Origin of the sequence: Saccharothrix longispora (genome assembly GCF_031455225.1) — a bacterium.
GTDB classification, from domain to species: domain Bacteria; phylum Actinomycetota; class Actinomycetes; order Mycobacteriales; family Pseudonocardiaceae; genus Actinosynnema; species Actinosynnema longispora.
The window spans coordinates 6,562,279-6,579,609 of record NZ_JAVDSG010000001.1 but is presented as its reverse complement, the minus strand read 5'-3'; the positions used below and the strand labels follow the sequence as shown (position 1 = coordinate 6,579,609).

Here is a 17,331-nt window from a genome sequence, read left to right as displayed (position 1 = left end):
CCGTGACGCACCACTACTCGATCGGCGACCTGGCGCGGTTGACCGGGCTGTCCACGCGGACGATCCGGTTCTACTCCGACTCCGGCCTCGTCCCCGTGGCGGGGCGGACGGTCGGCGGGTTCCGCGCCTACGACGTCGACGGGTTGGCGCGTCTCCGGCTCGTCCGCACCCTGCGCGACCTGGGCGTCGACCTGCCCACCGCGCGCCGGGTGCTGGCGAGCGAGGTGTCCGTGGCCGAGGTGGCCCGGGCGCACGCGGACGCCATCGACGCGCAGATGCGCGTGCTCCGGCTGCGCCGGGCCGTGCTGCGCGTGGTGGCGCGGAACGGGGAGGTGGAGATGGTGCACGAACTGGCCAGGCTGTCCGAGGAGGAGCGGCAGGCCATCCTGGACGACTTCTTCGACGAGGTCTTCGGCGGGCTGGACATGGAACCGGACTTCGTGCGGGGCATGAGGTCCGTCCGGGTCGAACTGCCCGACGACCCCACGACCGAGCAGTTGGAGGCGTGGGTCGAGCTGGCGAACCTGGTGCGCGACCCGGGCTTCCGGGCGTCGATCCGGCGCATGTCCGAACGCCACCAGGAGATGAGGGCCGAGGGCGCCGACCTGTCCGGCTCCGGCGACCCGGGGCAGCTGGAGGCGTTCCAGTACGCCATCGCCCAGGCCCACGAGGCGCTGGAGGCCGGGGTGGACCCGCGTTCGCCGGAGGCCGCGGCCGTCGTGGCGCGCGTGAACGAGAAGTGGGCGGCGGTGACGGGCACGCCGGTCGGCCCCGAACTCGCCCGCCGCCTGGAGGAGTTCGGCGACCCGAGGGCCGAGCGCTACTGGGCGTTGATCGCCACGATCAACGGCCGGCCGAAGGTCCCGGACACCACGGCGGAACGCGCCTGGCTGGTCGAAGCCGGCCACTAGCTCACTCGCGGACGAGGCAGAACGGGTGTCCCGCCGGGTCGGCGAACACCCGCCACCGCTCGTTCGAGCCGTCCAACAGCCGCCCACCGGCGTCGAGGACCTCGGCCCCGGCCGCGTCGAGGTCCTCGACGCCCACGTCCAGGTGGAACTGCTGCCCCGGCTCCGGCCAGTCCGGCGGGGAGTGGTCACCGACCCGCTGGAAGCACAGCACCACGCCGCCGCCGGTGTGCAGCGTGGACCAGTCGTCGTCCACCGACCACCGCCGGTCCGGCCGGTCCACCTCGCCCCCGAGGACCCGCCGGTAGAACTCGGCCAGCACCCCCGGCTCCGGGCAGTCGAGCACGACGCACTGCAGCACACCGATCACGCACCTCAGCCTAACGACGTGTCGAGGTTCTCGATTCCCCTGGCCGGGCGTGTCCATCTCGTGTTCTGTGCTTTATTGGTACCGTTCCTCCGATTGCCGCAGTCGAGGAGGAGTGGATTGGAAGAACGACTCCTGCCCCTTAACGGCCTGTTGGCTCTGCTCGAACCGCACGACCCGACCGTTCCGTTGCTGTACAGAAACGGTTTTCGCCTGCAAGCTCTCGAGGTCCCGATGACCGGTGAGCTCGGAAAGGTCGTCGTCGACGCCGTGTTGTTCCACCCGGAACACTCGCTCGTCGTTCTCTGCGAGTGCAAGTCGGGCGCGAACATCGAGCCCGGACAGGCGAGGCGCTACGCGGCCATCGACGCGGGGACGGCTGTGAATTCGGCTCGGATCTCCCTGCCCCGGCGGGTCGACCCGGTGGTCGACGTGCTCTACTCCTGCCAGGGGCAACACCTTCCCAGGATCAAGCAAGGGCTCTCGGCGGAGAGGATTACGTGCACGGTGATCGGGGTGTCCCCCAGTGGCATGATCTTCGATTGTCCACCGTCGGCCGCGCGGGTGCTTCGTGAGGCGCTCCAGCCGACGACCATCGCATTTCCCCGGGTATTGCCGAGGCTGATAGGTCTCGACCATGATTCGCCGAGGCAGGCGTTCGAACCAGCGGTCATGGCGCAACTCGTCGTTGCCATGGCGCACCGCCGAGGACAGGCCAGCGTCAGGTACATCGCAGAGCAGGCAGTGCCCCACCTGGCGCTGTACGGTCACAGGACGCGCGTGCAGTTGGTCAAGAAGGTGGGTGAGGCGGCGCGTGCGATCGCGAGCGCCGAAAGCGCGTCCTTCCTCTACCAACCGCCTCAAGCCGGTGATCAGGACGGCGGCATCGTCCACCTGTTGAGGAGCCCGGAGGACAACGACCCCCGCGGGCGCACGCAGGGGTACCAGGCGCTGATGCGCGGGAGCCGCGTACGTCGGAGGAAGAGCGTCTCGATCGACCCCGGACAACTCGACCTGTTGCGGGAGCTCGCTCAAGCGGATGATGAGGGCGGGGACGACGTGACCGGTACAGGGGAGGAGGCGCCATGATGACCCGTGCGGACATGGCAGATCAGCTGCAACCGGGGTCGAGCACTCCGATCAAGACCTTCGTGATCGAGGCGCACGCCGAGGATCCGCTGCGTCTTCTCGAAGAGGTCGTCGGCCGATCCAACCTCGAGGTCACCGCCGATGCCTACCTGTACCGGGCGCACCTGGACGGCGGTGTCCTGTGGGTCGATCAGTTGGACGGACGCTTTTGGTCAATCCACACCGACATGTCGACGAAACAAGCCCACACCTTCCTGCGGAAGGAAGTGGAGAACCGGCGCGAGTTGGACTGGATGTGGCTCCCCTCCGAACACCTCCGTAAGATCTGGCCGAACACCCGGCCGCAGCGCGTGGTCACCACCTTCGATGCGAGCCACTTCCAGGAAGAAGACGTCCCCGCCAAGGACTTGAAGGTCCACTTGTCCGGACGGGGGGCGACGCAACTGCTGGACTACATCGCCGGCAACGTGGACTACCGCTACTCGGTCTCCTTCCAGAGTTCGCAAAGCGTGCTGGTGGACCCGGACCTGGGCTCCATCGTCGAAGGGGTCAACCGTCAGGGGAGGTTCGCGGTCCACGGCGATTCCTTCGACTTCCACCTCCAGGTTGTCCAGGCGGTGGTGCGGCGGTACAAGAACCTGGTCCAACTCTGTGAAGCCCGGGCGATCGACTACGCGTCGTTCGGTGAGGCGGACGGTGGCGGCACGATGTCGGGAGGGGCGATCCTCGTGCGGTTCAGCCGTACGATCACAGACCTGTCCGCTTTCGTCGCCGAACTCTTTTCGGCGCGGACGCCGTACCGCCTGTGGGGTGTGCCGCGGTTGTACGACGAGCATGCCGAGGTCGATGCGGTGGACCTCCACGTGGGCCAGTCCATCCGAATGGATTTCGGCGCTGACTGGCTTCGCGTTTACTTGGACAAGGGATCGTGCGGAAATACCGTCGCACGTCTCGTGTGCAACTTGCAGCACACGTTCGACGGTGCGTTGAGCTTCGCCGACCCGGTGCTGGACGCAGCGCTGCGAGGCATCTCCCCTGCCCTGCCCCGCCGTCCGTGACCGCACAGCGGTGGGCGGGGTCTTCTCCGCGTCCCGGAAGACCCCGCCCCGCCCCGAACGGCCTGCCGGCGGCCCGGGGAGCCCGACTCACCTGATGTGCATGCCGGAAATCGCGCGCGCCACGACCAACCGCTGGATCTCCGACGTCCCCTCGAAGATGGTGAAGATCTTCGCGTCCCGGTGCATGCGCTCCACCGGGTGCTCGCGCGTGTACCCGGCCCCGCCCAGGATGTGGATGGCGCGCTCCGTCGCCCACACGGACACCTCGCCCGCCTTGAGCTTGGACATCGACCCCTCGCCCGCCGTGAACGGGACGTTGTTGCGCCCCATCCACGCCGCCCGCCACACGAGCAGCCTGGCCGCGTCGATCTCCATCTTCATGTTCGCCAGGTCGAACGCGATGGACTGGTTCTCGATGATCTTCCGACCGAACGCCTCGCGGTCCTTCGCGTACTCCAGCGAGTACTCGTAGGCCGCCCGCGCGACGCCGATCGCCATCGCGCCCACGGTCGGCCGGGTCGTCTCGAACGTCGCCATCGCGGCCTGCCCGCCGGCCTTCAGGCCCTCGCGCGCCCGCGCCAGCCGCTTCTCCAGCCGCTCCTTGCCGCCCAGCAGGCACCGGCCCGGCACGCGCACGTCGTCGAAGAACACGTCGGCCGTGTGCGACGCCCGCATGCCGTGCTTCTTGATCTTGCCCGGCGACGACACGCCCGGCGTCCCGGGCGGCACGACGAAGCCCGCCTGGCCGCGCGACCCCAGCGCCGGGTCCACCACCGCCGTCACGACGTGGACGTTCGCGATGCCGCCGTTGGTCGCCCACGCCTTCTGGCCGTTGATGACCCACTCGTCGGTCGCCTCGTCGTACACCGCCCGCGTCCGGTACCCGGCGACGTCCGACCCGGCCTGCGGCTCGGAGGCGCAGAACGCGGCCAGCTTGGGGTCGTCCTCCGTGCCGAAGCACTCCGGCACCCACTCGGCCAGCTGCTCGGGCTCACCGGAGGCGAAGATGCCCGCCGCCGCCAACCCGGTGCCCATCAGCGCCAGCGCGATGCCCGCGTCGCCCCAGAACAGCTCCTCGGTCGCGATCGGCAGCGACAGCCCGATCGGGTCGGCGAACCACGTGGCCAGCGCCTCGAACCCGTACAGGCCGATCTTCGCCGCCTCCTGGATCACCGGCCACGGCGTCTCCTCGCGCTCGTCCCACTCGGACGCCGCCGGCCTGATCACGTCCTTCGCGAAGCCGTGGACCCACTCCCGCAGGTCGACCTGGTCCTCGTTCAGCTCCAGCGAAAAACCACCCATGGTCCCCTCACGCCTTCGGAATGTCGAACAGGCTCATGAACCCGGCGGCGAACCCCAGGTCGCCCTTGACCTTGAGCTTGCCGGTCATGAACAGCACCGGCGCCGACGCGTTGCCGGTCGCCAGCTTCAGGAACTCCACCGGGTTCAACGTCACAGTGGCACGCGGGTCACGGGTCCCGCCCTTGTTGATCGTGCACGCCGAGTCCTCGATGACGGCCTCGTACACGTCCTCGCCGGACTCGGTGAAGCCGCCGGTGAGCCGGAAGTGCACGACGGCGCGGGTGGCGCCGGAGCGGTCGCTGCGGAAGTGGACCTCCATGCGCCGGAACACCTCGTCGAGCACGCGCTCGCGCAGGCCGGGCCGGGACGTCACGGCGTCGATCTGGTCCTTGGAGGCGCGCGAGACGATGCGGGCGAAGTTCTGCGCGTCCATCGTCGCCAGGTCGAGGTCGGCGCCACCGTCGGCGAGGTCGCCGAGCGCGCCGAGCAGGTCGGCGAACTCGTCCTTGCCGAGCTTCCTGGGGTCGATGGCGCGCGCGATGACGTCGATGTCGACGCCGGCGAGCGCCGGGTCGGCCGGATCGACCTGCTTGAGCGTTGAGATCAGCTCGCCGGGACTGAGCTTCGCGATCGCCTCGGTGGTGAGGTCGATGGTCATGGTGGCACCTCCGATACCTACTCGGCGGTAAATCTACTGACGAGTAGGTAAGCGGGCAAGGCCCTCGGAGTAATCTTGTGCCGGCAATCCAGGGGGTGCGATGCACGCAGAGCAACCGGTCCGCACCGGTCGGGCCAAGAGGCTGCCGCGCGAGGTGCGCGAACGGCAGATCATGGACGCCGCGGTGGACGTCTTCTCGCGGTTGGGGTTCCACGCCGCGTCGATGGACGAGATCTCCGAGGTCGCCGGCATCTCGAAGCCCATGCTGTACGCGTACCTGGGCTCCAAGGAGGAGCTGTTCGCCACCTGCATCCGCCGCGAGGCGACCCGGATGATGGAGGCGATCGCGAACGGCGTCGAGGCCGAGGAGCCGCCGGACGTCCAGCTGTGGAGCGGGCTCCGGGCGTTCTTCGGGTTCGTCGGCGAGAACCGCGCGAGCTGGCAGGTGCTGCACCGCCAGGCGTCGTCGCAGGGCGGGCCGTTCGCCCGGGAGCTGGCGGACATGCGCGGCCGGGCGATCAGCCTCGTGGCGGCGCTCCTCGTGCACTCGGCGGACTCCGGCGACGTGCCGCGGGCCGGTGACAAGGAGGCCGAGTCGCTGGCCGCGGCGCTGGTGGGCGCGGGCGAGTCCCTGGCGGACTGGTGGCTCGACAACCCCGCCGAGCCGGCCGGCGTCGTCGCCGCCCGGCTCATGAACCTCGTCTGGATGGGGTTCGGCGACCTCGTGGCGGGCGACGTGTGGCACCCGCCGTCGAGGCGCGCCGAGCGGAAGGTCGGTACCGAGCAGGGGGGCCACTAGGGCCGGGCCGGGCCGGCTCAGGTCAGGTCAGGTCGGATCAGGACTGGGCCAGGGCCTTCTTCAGCACGCCGATCGCCTGGGTGATCGCGGCCTCGGCGGCGTGGGTGCCGCGCAGGGCGTTGAGCATCACGAAGTCGTGGATCACGCCCTGGTAGCGGACGGCGGTCACCGGAACGCCGGCCTCGCGCAGCTTGTTCGCGTACGCCTCGCCCTCGTCGCGCAGCACGTCGGCCTCGGCGGTGATCACGAGCGCCGGCGGCAGGCCCGCGAGCTGCCCGGTCGACGCGCGCAGCGGCGACGCGGTGATCTGCGCGCGCTCGCCCTCGTCGGTCGTGTACTGGTCCCAGAACCACTGCATGGCGTCGCGGCGCAGGAAGTAGCCCTCGGCGAACTCGTGGTACGACGGGGTGTCGAACGCCGCGTCGGTCACCGGGTAGAACAGCACCTGCTGCGCGAACGCGACGTCGCCGCGCTCCTTGGCGAGCAGCGTCAGGGCGATCGCCATGTTCCCGCCGACCGAGTCGCCCGCGACGGCCAGGTGCGAGCCGTCCAGGTCCTTCGCGGCGCCCTCGGTGACGACCCAGCGCGCGACGGCGTAGCTCTCCTCGACCGCGGTGGGGTACTTGGCCTCGGGCGAGAGGCTGTAGTCGGGGAACACGACGGCCGCGCCGGTGCCGACGGCCAGTTCGCGGACCAGGCGGTCGTGGGTGTGGGCGTTGCCGAACACCCAGCCGGCGCCGTGCACGTAGAGCACGACGGGCAGCGGGCCGGTCGAGCCGGCGGGGCGGACGATCCGCACCGGCACCTCGCCGACGTTCACGACCTCCTCGTCGACCTCGGGCTTGGCCACCTCGCCGGACTGCACGGCGTCGACGGTCTTGCGGCCCTCGACCGGACCCAGGTCGAACAGGTACGGCGGGGTGGCGGTCGCGGCGGCGAACTCCGCGGCGGCGGGCTCCAGGACGGTCATCTCGGGCTCCTTCGGGTGGTGGCCGGGTCGTCCGGCCGACAACCAAAAAACTAGTGCCCTAGTAACTTGTGCACAAGGTAAATGAGGGCGTGGACACCGTGGCGGTGCTCACGTCCGGCTCAGCCCCTGATCACGCCCTCCAGGTGCGGTCGGTCCGACCAGACCGCGAACCGCCGGCCGTCACCGGTCGGCGTGGTCGAGAAGTCGACCCGGCCCGGCAGCGGGATCGGCGCCTTGAACCGCACGTCGACCTCGCACGCGTCCGGCAGGCGCCCCTCGAACGCCGCCACCGCCCGCGCCTTCGACCACATGCCGTGCGCGATGGCCCGGGGGAAGCCGAACGCCCGCGCGGCCAGCGCGTGCAGGTGGATGGGGTTGCGGTCGCCGGACACCGCCGCGTACCGCCGCCCCAGGTCGCCGGGCAGCCGCCACACCGCGGTCGGCTCGGGCGCCTCGGCGCGCTCGCCCCTCCCGGCGGAACCGGACCCGCCGGACCCGCCGGAGCCGCTGGACCGGCCGGACCCGCCGTCGCGGCGGAGATATGTCGACACGTCGACCCACGCCTCCTCGCCTCCCGTCGACACCGTCGTCACGACGTCGAACTGCCGCCCGCGCTCGTGCGGCCGCAGGTCGGCCAGCTCCACGCGCACCGACAGCGGGTCGGTGGCGAGCAGCGGCCGGGTCCGCGTGATCCGGTTGGCCACGTGCACCAGGCCGGGCAGCGGGAACGGGAAGTCGCGCGCGGTCATCAGCCTGATCTGGAGCGGGAAGCCCAGCACGTGCGGGTAGGTGATCGGCAGCTCGTCGCGCACCCCGAACCCGCACACCGCCCGGTAGGCGTCGAGGTGGGCGCGGTCGACGGTCAGCTCGGCGTCCAGCGACGACGACGGCAGCGCGGAGCCGCGCCGGGTGAACCCGGTCAGGGCGGCCTTGGCGTAGAGCAGCGTCAGGTTGGCCATCACGCCCCCAGCAGGCTCTGCCCGCACACGCGCACGACGTTGCCGTTCACGCCGGACGAGGCGGGGTGGGCGAACCAGGCGATGGTCTCGGCGACGTCCACCGGCAGTCCGCCCTGGGACATGCTGTTCATCCGCCGGCCCGCCTCGCGGATGAGCAGCGGCACGGCGGCGGTCATCGCCGTCTCGATGAACCCCGGCGCGACGGCGTTGACCGTGGCCCGGCCGGCGAGCCGCTCGGACAGCGCGTCGACCATGCCGATCACGCCCGCCTTGGTGGTGGCGTAGTTGGTCTGGCCGACGTTGCCCGCGATGCCCGCGATGGACGACACGCCGACGATCCGGCCGTTCGGGCGCAGCGCGCCGCCCCCGCTCCCCTCGGCGAGCAGCGCCTCGTTGACCCGCTGCTGCGACGCCAGGTTCACCGCGACCACCGCGTCCCACCGGTCCGCGTCCATCCGGGCCAGCGTCCTGTCCCGCGTGATGCCCGCGTTGTGCACGACGACGTCCACGCCGCCGTGGCGCCCGGTGAGGTGCTCGACGATCCGCGCCGGGGCGTCGGCCGCCGTGACGTCGAGCTGGAGCGCCGAGCCGCCCACCCGGTTCGCGACCCGCGACAGCTCCTCGCCCTGCGCGGGCACGTCGAGGCACACCACGTGCGCGCCGTCGCGGCCCAGCACCTCGGCGATGGCCGCGCCGATCCCGCGCGACGCCCCGGTGACCAGGGCGACCTTCCCGTCGAGCGGCCGGTCCCAGTCGCGCGGCGCCTCGACGTCCGCCGGGCCGACGCGCACGACCTGCCCGGACACGTACGCCGACCGCCCGGACAGCAGGAACCGCAGCGTCGACTCGACCGCGTCCTCCGCGCCCGGTGCGACGTGCACGAGCTGCGCCGTCCCGCCGCGCCGCAGCTCCTTGCCGACCGACCGGGTGAACCCCTCCAGGGCGCGCTGCGCGATCCGCTCGTCGGTGGACCCGGTCAGCTCCGGCGGCGTGCCCAGCACGACCACCCGGCCGCACGGCCCGAGCGACCGGATCACCGGCTGGAAGAACGCGTGCAGCCCGCGCAGCCCCTCGACCGAGTCGATCCCGGTGGCGTCGAACACCAGCGCCCCGTACCGCTCCTCCGCGCGTGCCGGCTCCTCCGCGCGTGCCGGCTCGGGCGCGACGTCCAGCCCGGCGGCCCCGAGGACCGCGCGCAGGGAGCCGACGAGCCGCCCGCAGCCGCCGAGCAGCACGGGGCCGTCGAGCGGGGGCCGGGTGGGTGAGTGCCTGCGCAGCGGGTACGGGGAGGGCAGGCCCAGCTTGCCCACCACGAACCGCCCGACACCGGAGTTGGCGAACGACCGATACCGATCCATGCCCACATCACACTCCCTACTCGCTAGTAAGTCTACTGACCAGTAGATAGGATGGGCGGGACACGCCCCTCACCCTGGAGGACGACATGGTCCGAGTTGCCATCCTCGGCGGCAACCGCATCCCCTTCGCGCGCTCCAACGGCCCGTACGCCGGGGCGTCGAACCAGGACATGCTCACCGCCGCGCTGGACGGCCTGGTCAGCCGGTTCGGGCTCCAGGGCGAACGGCTGGGCGAGGTCGTCGCGGGCGCGGTGCTCAAGCACAGCCGGGACTTCAACCTCGTCCGCGAGTCCGTGCTGGGCAGCGCCCTGTCCGCCGAGACCCCCGGCCACGACCTCCAGCAGGCGTGCGGCACGGGCCTCCAGGCCGTCATCGCGGTGGCCGACAAGATCGCGCTGGGCCGGATCGAGGTCGGCGTCGCGGGCGGCGTCGACACCACCAGCGACGCGCCCATCGCGGTGAACGAGGACCTGCGGGGCGTGCTGCTGGAGTTCAACCGGGCGCGGACCGCCGGCGCCAGGCTGCGCGCCGCGCTGAAGCTGCGCCCCCGGCACGTCGTGCCGTCCGTCCCGCGCAACGGCGAGCCGCGCACCGGCCTGTCGATGGGCGAGCACGCCGCGATCACCGCGAAGGAGTGGGGCATCGCCCGCGAGGACCAGGACGCGCTGGCCGCCGCCAGCCACCGCAACCTCGCCGCCGCCTACGACCGCGGGTTCTTCGACGACCTGGTCACCCCGTTCCAGGGCCTGACCCGCGACCAGAACCTGCGGCCGGACTCGTCGGTGGAGAAGCTCGCGGAGCTCCAGCCGGTGTTCGGCCGGGGCGAGGGCGCCACGATGACCGCGGGCAACTCCACGCCGCTCACCGACGGCGCGTCCACCGTGCTGCTGGCCTCGGAGGAGTGGGCCGCGGCCCGGAACCTGCCGGTGCAGGCCTACCTCACGTTCAGCGAGACGGCGGCGGTCGACTACGTGCACGGCGGCGAGGGCCTGCTCATGGCGCCCGCCTACGCCGTGCCCCGGATGCTGGCCCGCGCCGGGCTGACCCTTCAGGACTTCGACTTCTACGAGGTGCACGAGGCGTTCGCGTCGCAGGTGCTGGCCACGCTCAAGGCGTGGGAGGACGCAGACTTCTGCAAGGGCAGGCTGGGGCTGGACGCGCCGCTGGGCGCCATCGACCGCTCGAAGCTCAACGTCAACGGCTCGTCGCTGGCCGCGGGCCACCCGTTCGCGGCCACCGGCGGGCGGATCGTGGCGACGCTCGCCAAGCTGCTGGCCGAGAAGGGCTCCGGGTGCGGCCTGATCTCGATCTGCGCGGCGGGTGGCCAGGGCGTTACGGCGATCGTGGAGCGCTGAACCATTCGGATTACTCCAAACGGGTGAGATCGGTAACGGAACGGAGCGATTTACCGCTTCATGTGACATGAACCACTCACGGCTCTTCGCCGCAGTCGTGCTGGTGGCGGCCTGCGCTGCCTGCGGGGAGGACTCCGGCAACCCGACGACCGTGCGCATCGGGGTCACCGCCTCCGCCAACGAACCGCGGGTCGGCCTCACCACGCAGGTGACCGACCGGCTCACGGCAGCGCTCGCCCGCGGCCAGACGCGGGTCGTCGTCTACCGCGAGGGCGAGGACGCGGGCACCGCGTACTCCGACGAGGTCCTGTCGGCCGCTGACGACGCCGAGGTGCGGGAGCGGCTGTTCCGCCTCGACGGGCAGCTCGCGCAGATCGGCGGCACGACCGGCCGGCTCGACCCGTTGTCCGTGCTCGCCGACATGGCCTCCGCGCCCGGCCCGGCCCTGCTCGTGCTGCACAGCAGCGGGTTGCAGACCACGGACCCGCTCGACCTGACCCGCCTCGGCCTCGACCTCGACGTGGACGCCGCGGTCGCGGCCGTCCCGGACGACGCCCTGCCCGCCCTCACCGGCAAGGACGTCGTCTTCTCCGGCCTCGGCCAGGTGGCCGGCCCGCAGCCGCCGCTGCCGCCCGGCGCCCAGGAGGCGCTCGTCGAGCTGTGGCTGGGCATCTGCCGCGAGTTCGACGCGGCGAGCTGCACCCACGACCCGGGACCGGCGCCGGCCGGCGGGCCGATCGCGCGCGGCGAGGTGCCGGTAGTGGACCTCGGGCAGGTGGAGAACCGGGACGCGCTCGTGCACGTGCCCAGCTCCCTGGTGTTCAAGGCGGGCGGCGACGAGCTGGCGCCCGGCGCGGAGGACGTGCTGCGGCAGGTCGCGGAGAAGTTCGACGGGCGCACCACGGCGCGGGTCGTCGTGCGCACGGCCACGTCCGCGTCGGCGGAGCAGGCGGCGGACCTCACCCGGCGCCGCGCCCAGCGCGTGGTGTCGGCGCTGGTCGACCTCGGGGTGAGCCGGTCGGCGTTCGTCGAGGTGGTGGGCGCGGGCTTCGGTTCGCCGCTCGACGTCGACCTCGACGCCGCGGGCGACCTGGTGCCCGGCGCGGCGGCGCGCAACCGGTCGGTGGTGGTGGAGCTGGTGGCGCCGCGGGTCAGCGGCTGAGCCGGGTCCTCAGTCCAGGAGCGCCCAGGTGGCGGTGCACCGCACCGTCACCGCGATCCGCTGCGCCTCCAGGGAGAGCTGGTCGACCTGCGGCGGCACGCCCGGCGACCCGCCGTAACCCGCCACCGCCGCGCGCGACTCGACCGCCCACTGCGTCTCGGCGTCGCCGTCGGCGAGCCGTTGCAGGGGACCCAGCCGCGCGCCCAGGGCGCGCGCGTAGCCCTCGGCCCGGCGGCGCGCGTCCGCCACGGCCTCTCCCTGGGCCTCCGCCACGGCCTCGGCGTCGTCCGAGAGCTGCCAGTTCGGGCCGCCGAGCCACGTCGGCTCGGCGGCGACCGCGGTGGCCAGCAGCTCGTCGAGCACCGTCACGTCGTCGACCCGGACCACGTAGTTCTGGCTCGCCCGGCCGCCGGAGCGGCGCGAGCCGTCCCAGTTGTCGTTGACGGTGAGCTGCCGCGACCGCACCTCGACGCCCGGCCGCGCGAACGCGGGTTCCAGCGCGGCGACCCGCCCGGTCAGCCGGTCCACCGCCTCGGCGCGCGTCGAGCCCGTCGCCTCGAAGCTCACCTGCACCTCGGCCCGGTCGGCGGTCCGCTCGACCCGGCCGACGCCCTTCGTCACCACCTCAGCCACGACCGCCACGCTACCGGCCGTGCCGTTCCCCGGGCCCGTTCCGACCGGCGGGGAGGCGGTTCCCGGCCTGCCCGGCCCTCCCGCCGCCGGGCTGGGCGGTCTTCGTTGCCGCGTCCGGTCCGGTAGATGTCCTACAGGCGAATCGTCGGATGCTTAGGCGTAGCTGCCGACGATTCGCCGGCTTGTGTGCCAACTCACCGGACAATCGGGTGCATCGCACGCCGGGAAGGTGCATACTTGAGGCACACCACTGAGAAGACGTTGAGAGGGATGAACCCCGTGAACTTCACTGCGAAGCTCCGCGCTCGTCGTGTCGAGGCTCGCAACCGCAAGGCCGTGGCCCGAGCGATCGACATGGCGTCCACCCCCGCGATGCGCCACGAGCTGATCGCGATCGCCCAGAGCCAGGTGACCTCGCTCCGCTGACGCGGCGAAGGACCTGCCGGTCCGTGTGACGACCGCCCGACGACACGCGGGCGCGCCGCCCCGTCGTCCACGCCGGCCAGGGGGAGAGAATGAAGCCCTGCCGCACCTCCCGCGCGGCAGGGCTTCGTCACATCCGAAACGTGATCTGGGTCACACCCCATAGGGGATGTAACAGTCCACGATCGTGTCTCGATGTCCCAGATGACCCCGCAGTGCTGTCGGACCCCCGACCTGGCAGCACCGCGGGGTTTCCCACGTCCGGCTACTTGGCCGTCGCCGAACCGTTCCAGGTGTCGTCCGCCCTGCGGGCACGCCCGATCATCACTTGTTTCCCCCTGTGTTTGCCTTGTCCCCCATGGACGACACCATCCTGCCGGCGGGGTCCGACAATATCCGCGCATCCGCTGGGAGCATGGTGTGATGAGGCTCCCGCTCCTGGTCGTGGACGCGGCCAACGTCGTCGGCTCGGTACCCGACGGCTGGTGGCGTGACCGGGCAGGTGCCACCACCCGCCTGAGGGACAGCCTCGTGGGTGTGGCCGAACACGGCCTGCCATCTCTTCCGGGTCCGCTGGACGTGGTCCTGGTGGTCGAGGGCAAGGCGAGGCACGTGGAACCCGTACCCGGCGTCCGCGTGGTCCCGGCCGCCGGCGACGGCGACGACGAGGTCGTCGCGGTCGTCCGCGCGGAAGGCGCGGACCGCCCGGTCGCGGTGGCCACCGCCGACCGCGCGCTGCGGCTGCGCGTGGAAGCGCTGGGCGCGGCCGTCGTGGGCCCCCGCTCGGTCCGCTAGCGGGTACCACCACGATTGGCGCCGGTGGAACCGCAGACGGTTACGCTCACGTCCTGCGGTACGCCTCGCGTCGATGTGCCACTCGCACGACCGTCACCAGGACCTTGGCGTCCTCGATCCGGTACACCACCCGGTGGTCGCCGACTCGGATGCGCATCACGCCTGCCGGTCGGCCCGTGAGCGCCCGGCATCCCGGCGGGCGGGGGTCGGTTCCCAGGGCCGTCACCGCCAGCGCGATCCTGCGTCCCACCTGCTTGTCGAGCTTGCGGAGTTCCCGCAGGGCGGAAGCCGCCCATTCGATCTCGTACGACACGGGTCAGGCGTCACCGAACTCGGCGAGCACGTCGTGATGGGGAACTCGTGGTTCGGCGGAGGCCAACGCCTCCCGCGCCGCGGTGAGGTCGGCTTCGTCCTCCGCCGCCTCGAGGCGCCGGAGGTCCTCGATGGAGACGACCGCGGCAACCGGTCGGCCGTGCCTGGTCAGCACAGCGCGTTCGTGCGCGTGCTCGACCCTGGAGACGACCTCGCCGAGCTGGTCCCTCGCCACGCTGATCGGCATCTCGCTCATTCCCCAAATTGTACAAAGTGGGGATGTTTTTGGAAAGGGAGGGTGTCCCGTGCTCGGCCGCCGTCCACATCCTGGACGCCGAAATACCAGGGGCTCGACGTCGTGTTGACTCCCGACGTGACGACCGCTCAACGCCGCCGCGCCCGTGTCCGCGCCCCCGAGCTGGTGGGTCGCGGCTGGCTCAACACGGGGAACCGGGAGATCAGGCTCAGCGACCTGCGCGGCAAGGTCGTGCTCCTGGACTTCTGGTCCTTCTGCTGCATCAACTGCCTGCACGTGCTGGACGAGCTCCGCCCCCTGGAGTCCGAGTTCCACGACGTCCTGGTCACCATCGGCGTGCACTCGCCGAAGTTCGCCCACGAGGCCGAGGCCGCCTCCCTGGAAGCCGCCGTCGAGCGCTACCAGGTGGACCACCCCGTGCTGGACGACCCCGAGCTGACCACCTGGCAGAACTACGCCGTCAAGGCGTGGCCCACGCTCGTCCTGGTCGACCCCGAGGGCTACGTCGTGCACGTCGCCGCCGGCGAGGGCCACCTCGACGCGCTGCGCCAGGTCGTGTCCGAGGTCGTCGCCGAGCACGATGCCAAGGGGACGCTGCACCGCGGTGACGGCCCGTACGTCGCGCCGCCGCCCGCCGCGACCGAGCTGCGCTTCCCCGCCAAGGCCGTCCTGACCCCGTCGAACACGCTCCTGGTCAGCGACTCGGCGCACCACTCCCTGGTCGAACTGGACACCGACGGCGAGACCGTCCTCCGCCGCATCGGCACGGGCGCGCGCGGCCGCGCGGACGGCCCGCGCCCCACGTTCTCCGAACCCGCCGGCATCGCGCTGCTGCCCGACCACGTCGCCGTTCGGGTCGGCTACCACGCGGTCGTCGCCGACACCGTCAACCACCTGCTGCGCGGCCTCGACCTGGACACCGGCGAGGTCACCACGGTCGCCGGCACCGGCGAGCAGTGGCGAGGCGGGGACGCGGACGGCCCGGCCGGCGCGATCGACCTCACGAGCCCGTGGGACGTCGCCTGGTGGGAGCCCGCCGGCGGCGTCGTCGTCGCACTCGCCGGCAACCACACCCTCGGCCTGTTCAAGCCGCTGGAGGACCGCGTCGAACGCCTCGCCGGCACCACCGTCGAGGGCCTGCACGACGGGCCCGCGGCGGAGGCGTTCTTCGCGCAGACCTCCGGCCTGGCCGCCGACGGCGACCGGCTGTGGCTGGTCGACTCCGAGACCTCGGCGCTCCGCTACCTGGACGCGGACCTCACCGTCCACACCGCCGTCGGCAAGGGCCTGTTCGACTTCGGCCACCGCGACGGCCCGGCCGACCAGGCCCTGCTCCAGCACCCGCTGGGCGTCACCGTGCTGCCGGACGGCGCGGTCGCCGTCGCCGACACCTACAACGGCGCGGTCCGCCGCTACGACCCGGCCACCGGCGAGGTGTCCACCCTGGCCACCGACGTCGCCGAACCGTCCGACGCGGTCCTGGTCGACGGCGAGCTGGTCGTCGTGGCCTCCGCCGCGCACCGCCTGGAACGGCCCGTCGCGCCCGGCGTGCGGCTGGTCGGCGGCGACGCGCACCGGGTCAAGCGCCCGCCGTCGGTCATCGCGCCCGGCGAGGTCGAGCTGGCCGTCGTGTTCACCCCGCCGACCGGCCAGAAGCTCGACGACCGCTTCGGCCCGTCCACCCGCATGGAGGTCACCAGCTCCCCGCCGGAACTGCTGCTCGAAGGCGCGGGCACGGGCACCGACCTGGTCCGGCGGCTGGTGGTCGCGGAGGGCTTCGCCGAGGGCGTGCTGCACGTCGTCGCGCAGGCGGCGAGCTGCACGGACGACCCGGCCGTCGAGCACCCGGTGTGCAAGCTGGCCCGCCAGGACTGGGGGGTGCCCGTGCGCGTCGAGACCGACGGACCGGACAGGCTACCCCTGATGATGGGTGGCCTCGACGAGGGCATCTAGACTCCGCTGGTGCCCGATGTCAAGCTCGAGATCCAGATGCTGCACGACCGCGTGATGGTGCGGATCTCGCCGGAGGACGGCGAACGCCGCAGCAGCGGCGGCATCGTGATCCCGGCGACCGCCCAGATGGCGAAGCGCCTGGCCTGGGGGGACGTGCTCGGGGTCGGCACGAACGTGCGGCACGTCAAGGTCGGCGACCGCGTGCTGTTCAACCCCGAGGACCAGTTCGAGGTCGAGGTCCAGGGGAACACCTACCTGGTGATGAGGGAACGGGACGTGCACGCCACCGCCACCGAGCGGACGGACCACGGGACCGGGCTTTACCTGTGACGGGTTTATCAGTGAACCGCCCGACCGTGATCGTCGCGTGACGACGGTCGGGTAATCAGTCCCAGGAGCTTGCGGACAGGCAAGAGGGGGAGCGGTGCCGGAGAACCAGCGACCGGAGTACGACGCCGAGCGGACCAAGGCCATGGAGCCGGTCCGCCCGTCGGGCACCGCATCCGAACGGACGGCGCACATCCAGGCGTCCTCCGTGCAGGAGGCCGCGTGGCCGCAGGAGGAGCCGGACGCCGAGCCCGATCCCGCGGCGACGGTCCGGAACCTGACACCGCCCAAGGGCCTGCCCCTGCCGGACTCCACCCGGCCGGCGCCGCCCACCGACGTGACCCGCGCCCTGTCCGGCGAGACCACGCGCAACCTGAACGGCGAGCAGGCGCGCGACCCCGGCGGTGACCAGAAGCCCGCCGAGCAGACGCGCGCGATCCCGGCCGACCAGACCCGCGCGATCCCCGCCGAGCAGACCCGCGCGATCCCCGCCGAGCAGACCCGGACCATCCCGGCCGAGCAGACGCGCGCGATGGCGCCGCCGCCGGTCACGCCCCCGCCGCCGGCGGCGGGCGAGCAGACCCGCGCCATCCACACCCCGCCCGGCGGGTTCGGCCGGCAGCCGTCGGCGTCGGAGCAGACCACGG

19 protein-coding genes are annotated in these 17,331 nt (G+C 72.1%); 10 read left to right on the top strand and 9 right to left on the bottom strand.

Annotated elements, in window-relative coordinates:
• Positions 1 to 2 precede the first annotated feature (2 nt).
• Entirely contained in the window at positions 3 to 911 is a 909-nt protein-coding gene (locus tag J2S66_RS28190) for a helix-turn-helix domain-containing protein (RefSeq protein WP_310310330.1), read from the top strand.
• A 1-nt stretch (position 912) separates the two neighbouring features.
• Here the strand turns inward: J2S66_RS28190 and J2S66_RS28185 are convergent, their stop codons facing one another.
• The gene (locus tag J2S66_RS28185) at positions 913 to 1,278 is read right to left on the bottom strand and encodes a VOC family protein (protein ID WP_310310328.1); all 366 of its coding nucleotides are present in this window, start codon (positions 1,276 to 1,278) and stop codon (positions 913 to 915) included.
• 117 nt (positions 1,279 to 1,395) lie between these two features.
• Between J2S66_RS28185 and J2S66_RS28180 the strand changes: the two genes are divergently transcribed.
• Together J2S66_RS28180 and J2S66_RS28175 are read left to right on the top strand one after the other, a co-directional pair.
• Complete coding sequence (locus tag J2S66_RS28180) at positions 1,396 to 2,364, top strand: hypothetical protein (RefSeq protein ID WP_310310326.1); 969 nt, start codon at positions 1,396 to 1,398, stop codon at positions 2,362 to 2,364.
• Positions 2,361 to 3,422 carry a hypothetical protein gene (locus J2S66_RS28175; protein ID WP_310310324.1) on the top strand — a complete coding sequence of 354 codons (1,062 nt, stop codon included), beginning with the start codon at positions 2,361 to 2,363 and terminating at the stop codon, positions 3,420 to 3,422. The genes J2S66_RS28180 and J2S66_RS28175 overlap by 4 nt, the downstream gene beginning before the upstream one ends.
• Positions 3,423 to 3,509: 87 nt before the next feature.
• Here the strand turns inward: J2S66_RS28175 and J2S66_RS28170 are convergent, their stop codons facing one another.
• Entirely contained in the window at positions 3,510 to 4,724 is a 1,215-nt protein-coding gene (locus J2S66_RS28170; RefSeq protein WP_310310322.1) for an acyl-CoA dehydrogenase family protein, read from the bottom strand.
• 7 nt (positions 4,725 to 4,731) lie between these two features.
• Positions 4,732 to 5,382 carry an SCP2 sterol-binding domain-containing protein gene (locus J2S66_RS28165; protein ID WP_310310321.1) on the bottom strand — a complete coding sequence of 217 codons (651 nt, stop codon included), beginning with the start codon at positions 5,380 to 5,382 and terminating at the stop codon, positions 4,732 to 4,734.
• Positions 5,383 to 5,482: 100 nt separating this feature from the next.
• Here J2S66_RS28165 and J2S66_RS28160 point away from each other — a divergent pair, with 100 nt between their 5' ends.
• Positions 5,483 to 6,181, top strand: a complete 699-nt coding sequence (locus J2S66_RS28160) for a TetR/AcrR family transcriptional regulator (protein ID WP_310310319.1) — start codon at positions 5,483 to 5,485, stop codon at positions 6,179 to 6,181.
• A 37-nt stretch (positions 6,182 to 6,218) separates the two neighbouring features.
• On the opposite strand, the gene J2S66_RS28155 is transcribed toward J2S66_RS28160, so the two are convergent.
• The 3 genes from J2S66_RS28155 to J2S66_RS28145 form a co-directional block, all read right to left on the bottom strand.
• Positions 6,219 to 7,151 (bottom strand): alpha/beta hydrolase, encoded by a 933-nt coding sequence (locus tag J2S66_RS28155; protein WP_310310317.1) that lies wholly within the window; start codon positions 7,149 to 7,151, stop codon positions 6,219 to 6,221.
• 119 nt (positions 7,152 to 7,270) lie between these two features.
• A complete protein-coding gene (locus tag J2S66_RS28150) occupies positions 7,271 to 8,110 on the bottom strand; it encodes a MaoC/PaaZ C-terminal domain-containing protein (protein WP_310310316.1) in 840 nt (279 codons plus the stop codon).
• Positions 8,110 to 9,468: a 3-oxoacyl-ACP reductase gene (locus J2S66_RS28145; protein ID WP_310310314.1), complete on the bottom strand. Its 1,359-nt coding sequence runs from the start codon at positions 9,466 to 9,468 to the stop codon at positions 8,110 to 8,112. Before J2S66_RS28145 ends, J2S66_RS28150 begins: the two co-directional genes overlap by 1 nt.
• Before the next feature lie 86 nt (positions 9,469 to 9,554).
• On the opposite strand from J2S66_RS28145, the gene J2S66_RS28140 reads away from it, so the two are divergent.
• Together J2S66_RS28140 and J2S66_RS28135 are read left to right on the top strand one after the other, a co-directional pair.
• Positions 9,555 to 10,823, top strand: coding sequence for an acetyl-CoA C-acetyltransferase (locus J2S66_RS28140; RefSeq protein WP_310310312.1), 1,269 nt, complete (start codon positions 9,555 to 9,557; stop codon positions 10,821 to 10,823).
• Between the two features lie 67 nt (positions 10,824 to 10,890).
• A complete protein-coding gene (locus J2S66_RS28135) occupies positions 10,891 to 11,985 on the top strand; it encodes an OmpA family protein (protein ID WP_310310309.1) in 1,095 nt (364 codons plus the stop codon).
• Between the two features lie 9 nt (positions 11,986 to 11,994).
• Here J2S66_RS28135 and J2S66_RS28130 read toward each other — a convergent pair whose 3' ends face one another.
• Entirely contained in the window at positions 11,995 to 12,618 is a 624-nt protein-coding gene (locus J2S66_RS28130) for an SIMPL domain-containing protein (RefSeq protein WP_310310307.1), read from the bottom strand.
• Between the two features lie 279 nt (positions 12,619 to 12,897).
• On the opposite strand from J2S66_RS28130, the gene J2S66_RS28125 reads away from it, so the two are divergent.
• Both J2S66_RS28125 and J2S66_RS28120 read left to right on the top strand, forming a co-directional pair.
• On the top strand, positions 12,898 to 13,044 hold the full coding sequence (locus J2S66_RS28125; protein WP_310315391.1) for a hypothetical protein: 147 nt from the start codon (positions 12,898 to 12,900) through the stop codon (positions 13,042 to 13,044).
• Between the two features lie 420 nt (positions 13,045 to 13,464).
• Entirely contained in the window at positions 13,465 to 13,836 is a 372-nt protein-coding gene (locus tag J2S66_RS28120) for an NYN domain-containing protein (protein ID WP_310310305.1), read from the top strand.
• A 46-nt stretch (positions 13,837 to 13,882) separates the two neighbouring features.
• Here J2S66_RS28120 and J2S66_RS28115 read toward each other — a convergent pair whose 3' ends face one another.
• Positions 13,883 to 14,149 carry a type II toxin-antitoxin system RelE family toxin gene (locus J2S66_RS28115; protein ID WP_310310303.1) on the bottom strand — a complete coding sequence of 89 codons (267 nt, stop codon included), beginning with the start codon at positions 14,147 to 14,149 and terminating at the stop codon, positions 13,883 to 13,885.
• A 3-nt stretch (positions 14,150 to 14,152) separates the two neighbouring features.
• Positions 14,153 to 14,404, bottom strand: coding sequence for a type II toxin-antitoxin system Phd/YefM family antitoxin (locus J2S66_RS28110; RefSeq protein ID WP_310310301.1), 252 nt, complete (start codon positions 14,402 to 14,404; stop codon positions 14,153 to 14,155).
• Between the two features lie 117 nt (positions 14,405 to 14,521).
• Here J2S66_RS28110 and J2S66_RS28105 point away from each other — a divergent pair, with 117 nt between their 5' ends.
• Complete coding sequence (locus J2S66_RS28105; RefSeq protein WP_310310299.1) at positions 14,522 to 16,357, top strand: NHL domain-containing thioredoxin family protein; 1,836 nt, start codon at positions 14,522 to 14,524, stop codon at positions 16,355 to 16,357.
• 36 nt (positions 16,358 to 16,393) lie between these two features.
• Complete coding sequence (locus J2S66_RS28100; protein ID WP_141984069.1) at positions 16,394 to 16,687, top strand: GroES family chaperonin; 294 nt, start codon at positions 16,394 to 16,396, stop codon at positions 16,685 to 16,687.
• Positions 16,688 to 17,331 lie beyond the last annotated feature (644 nt).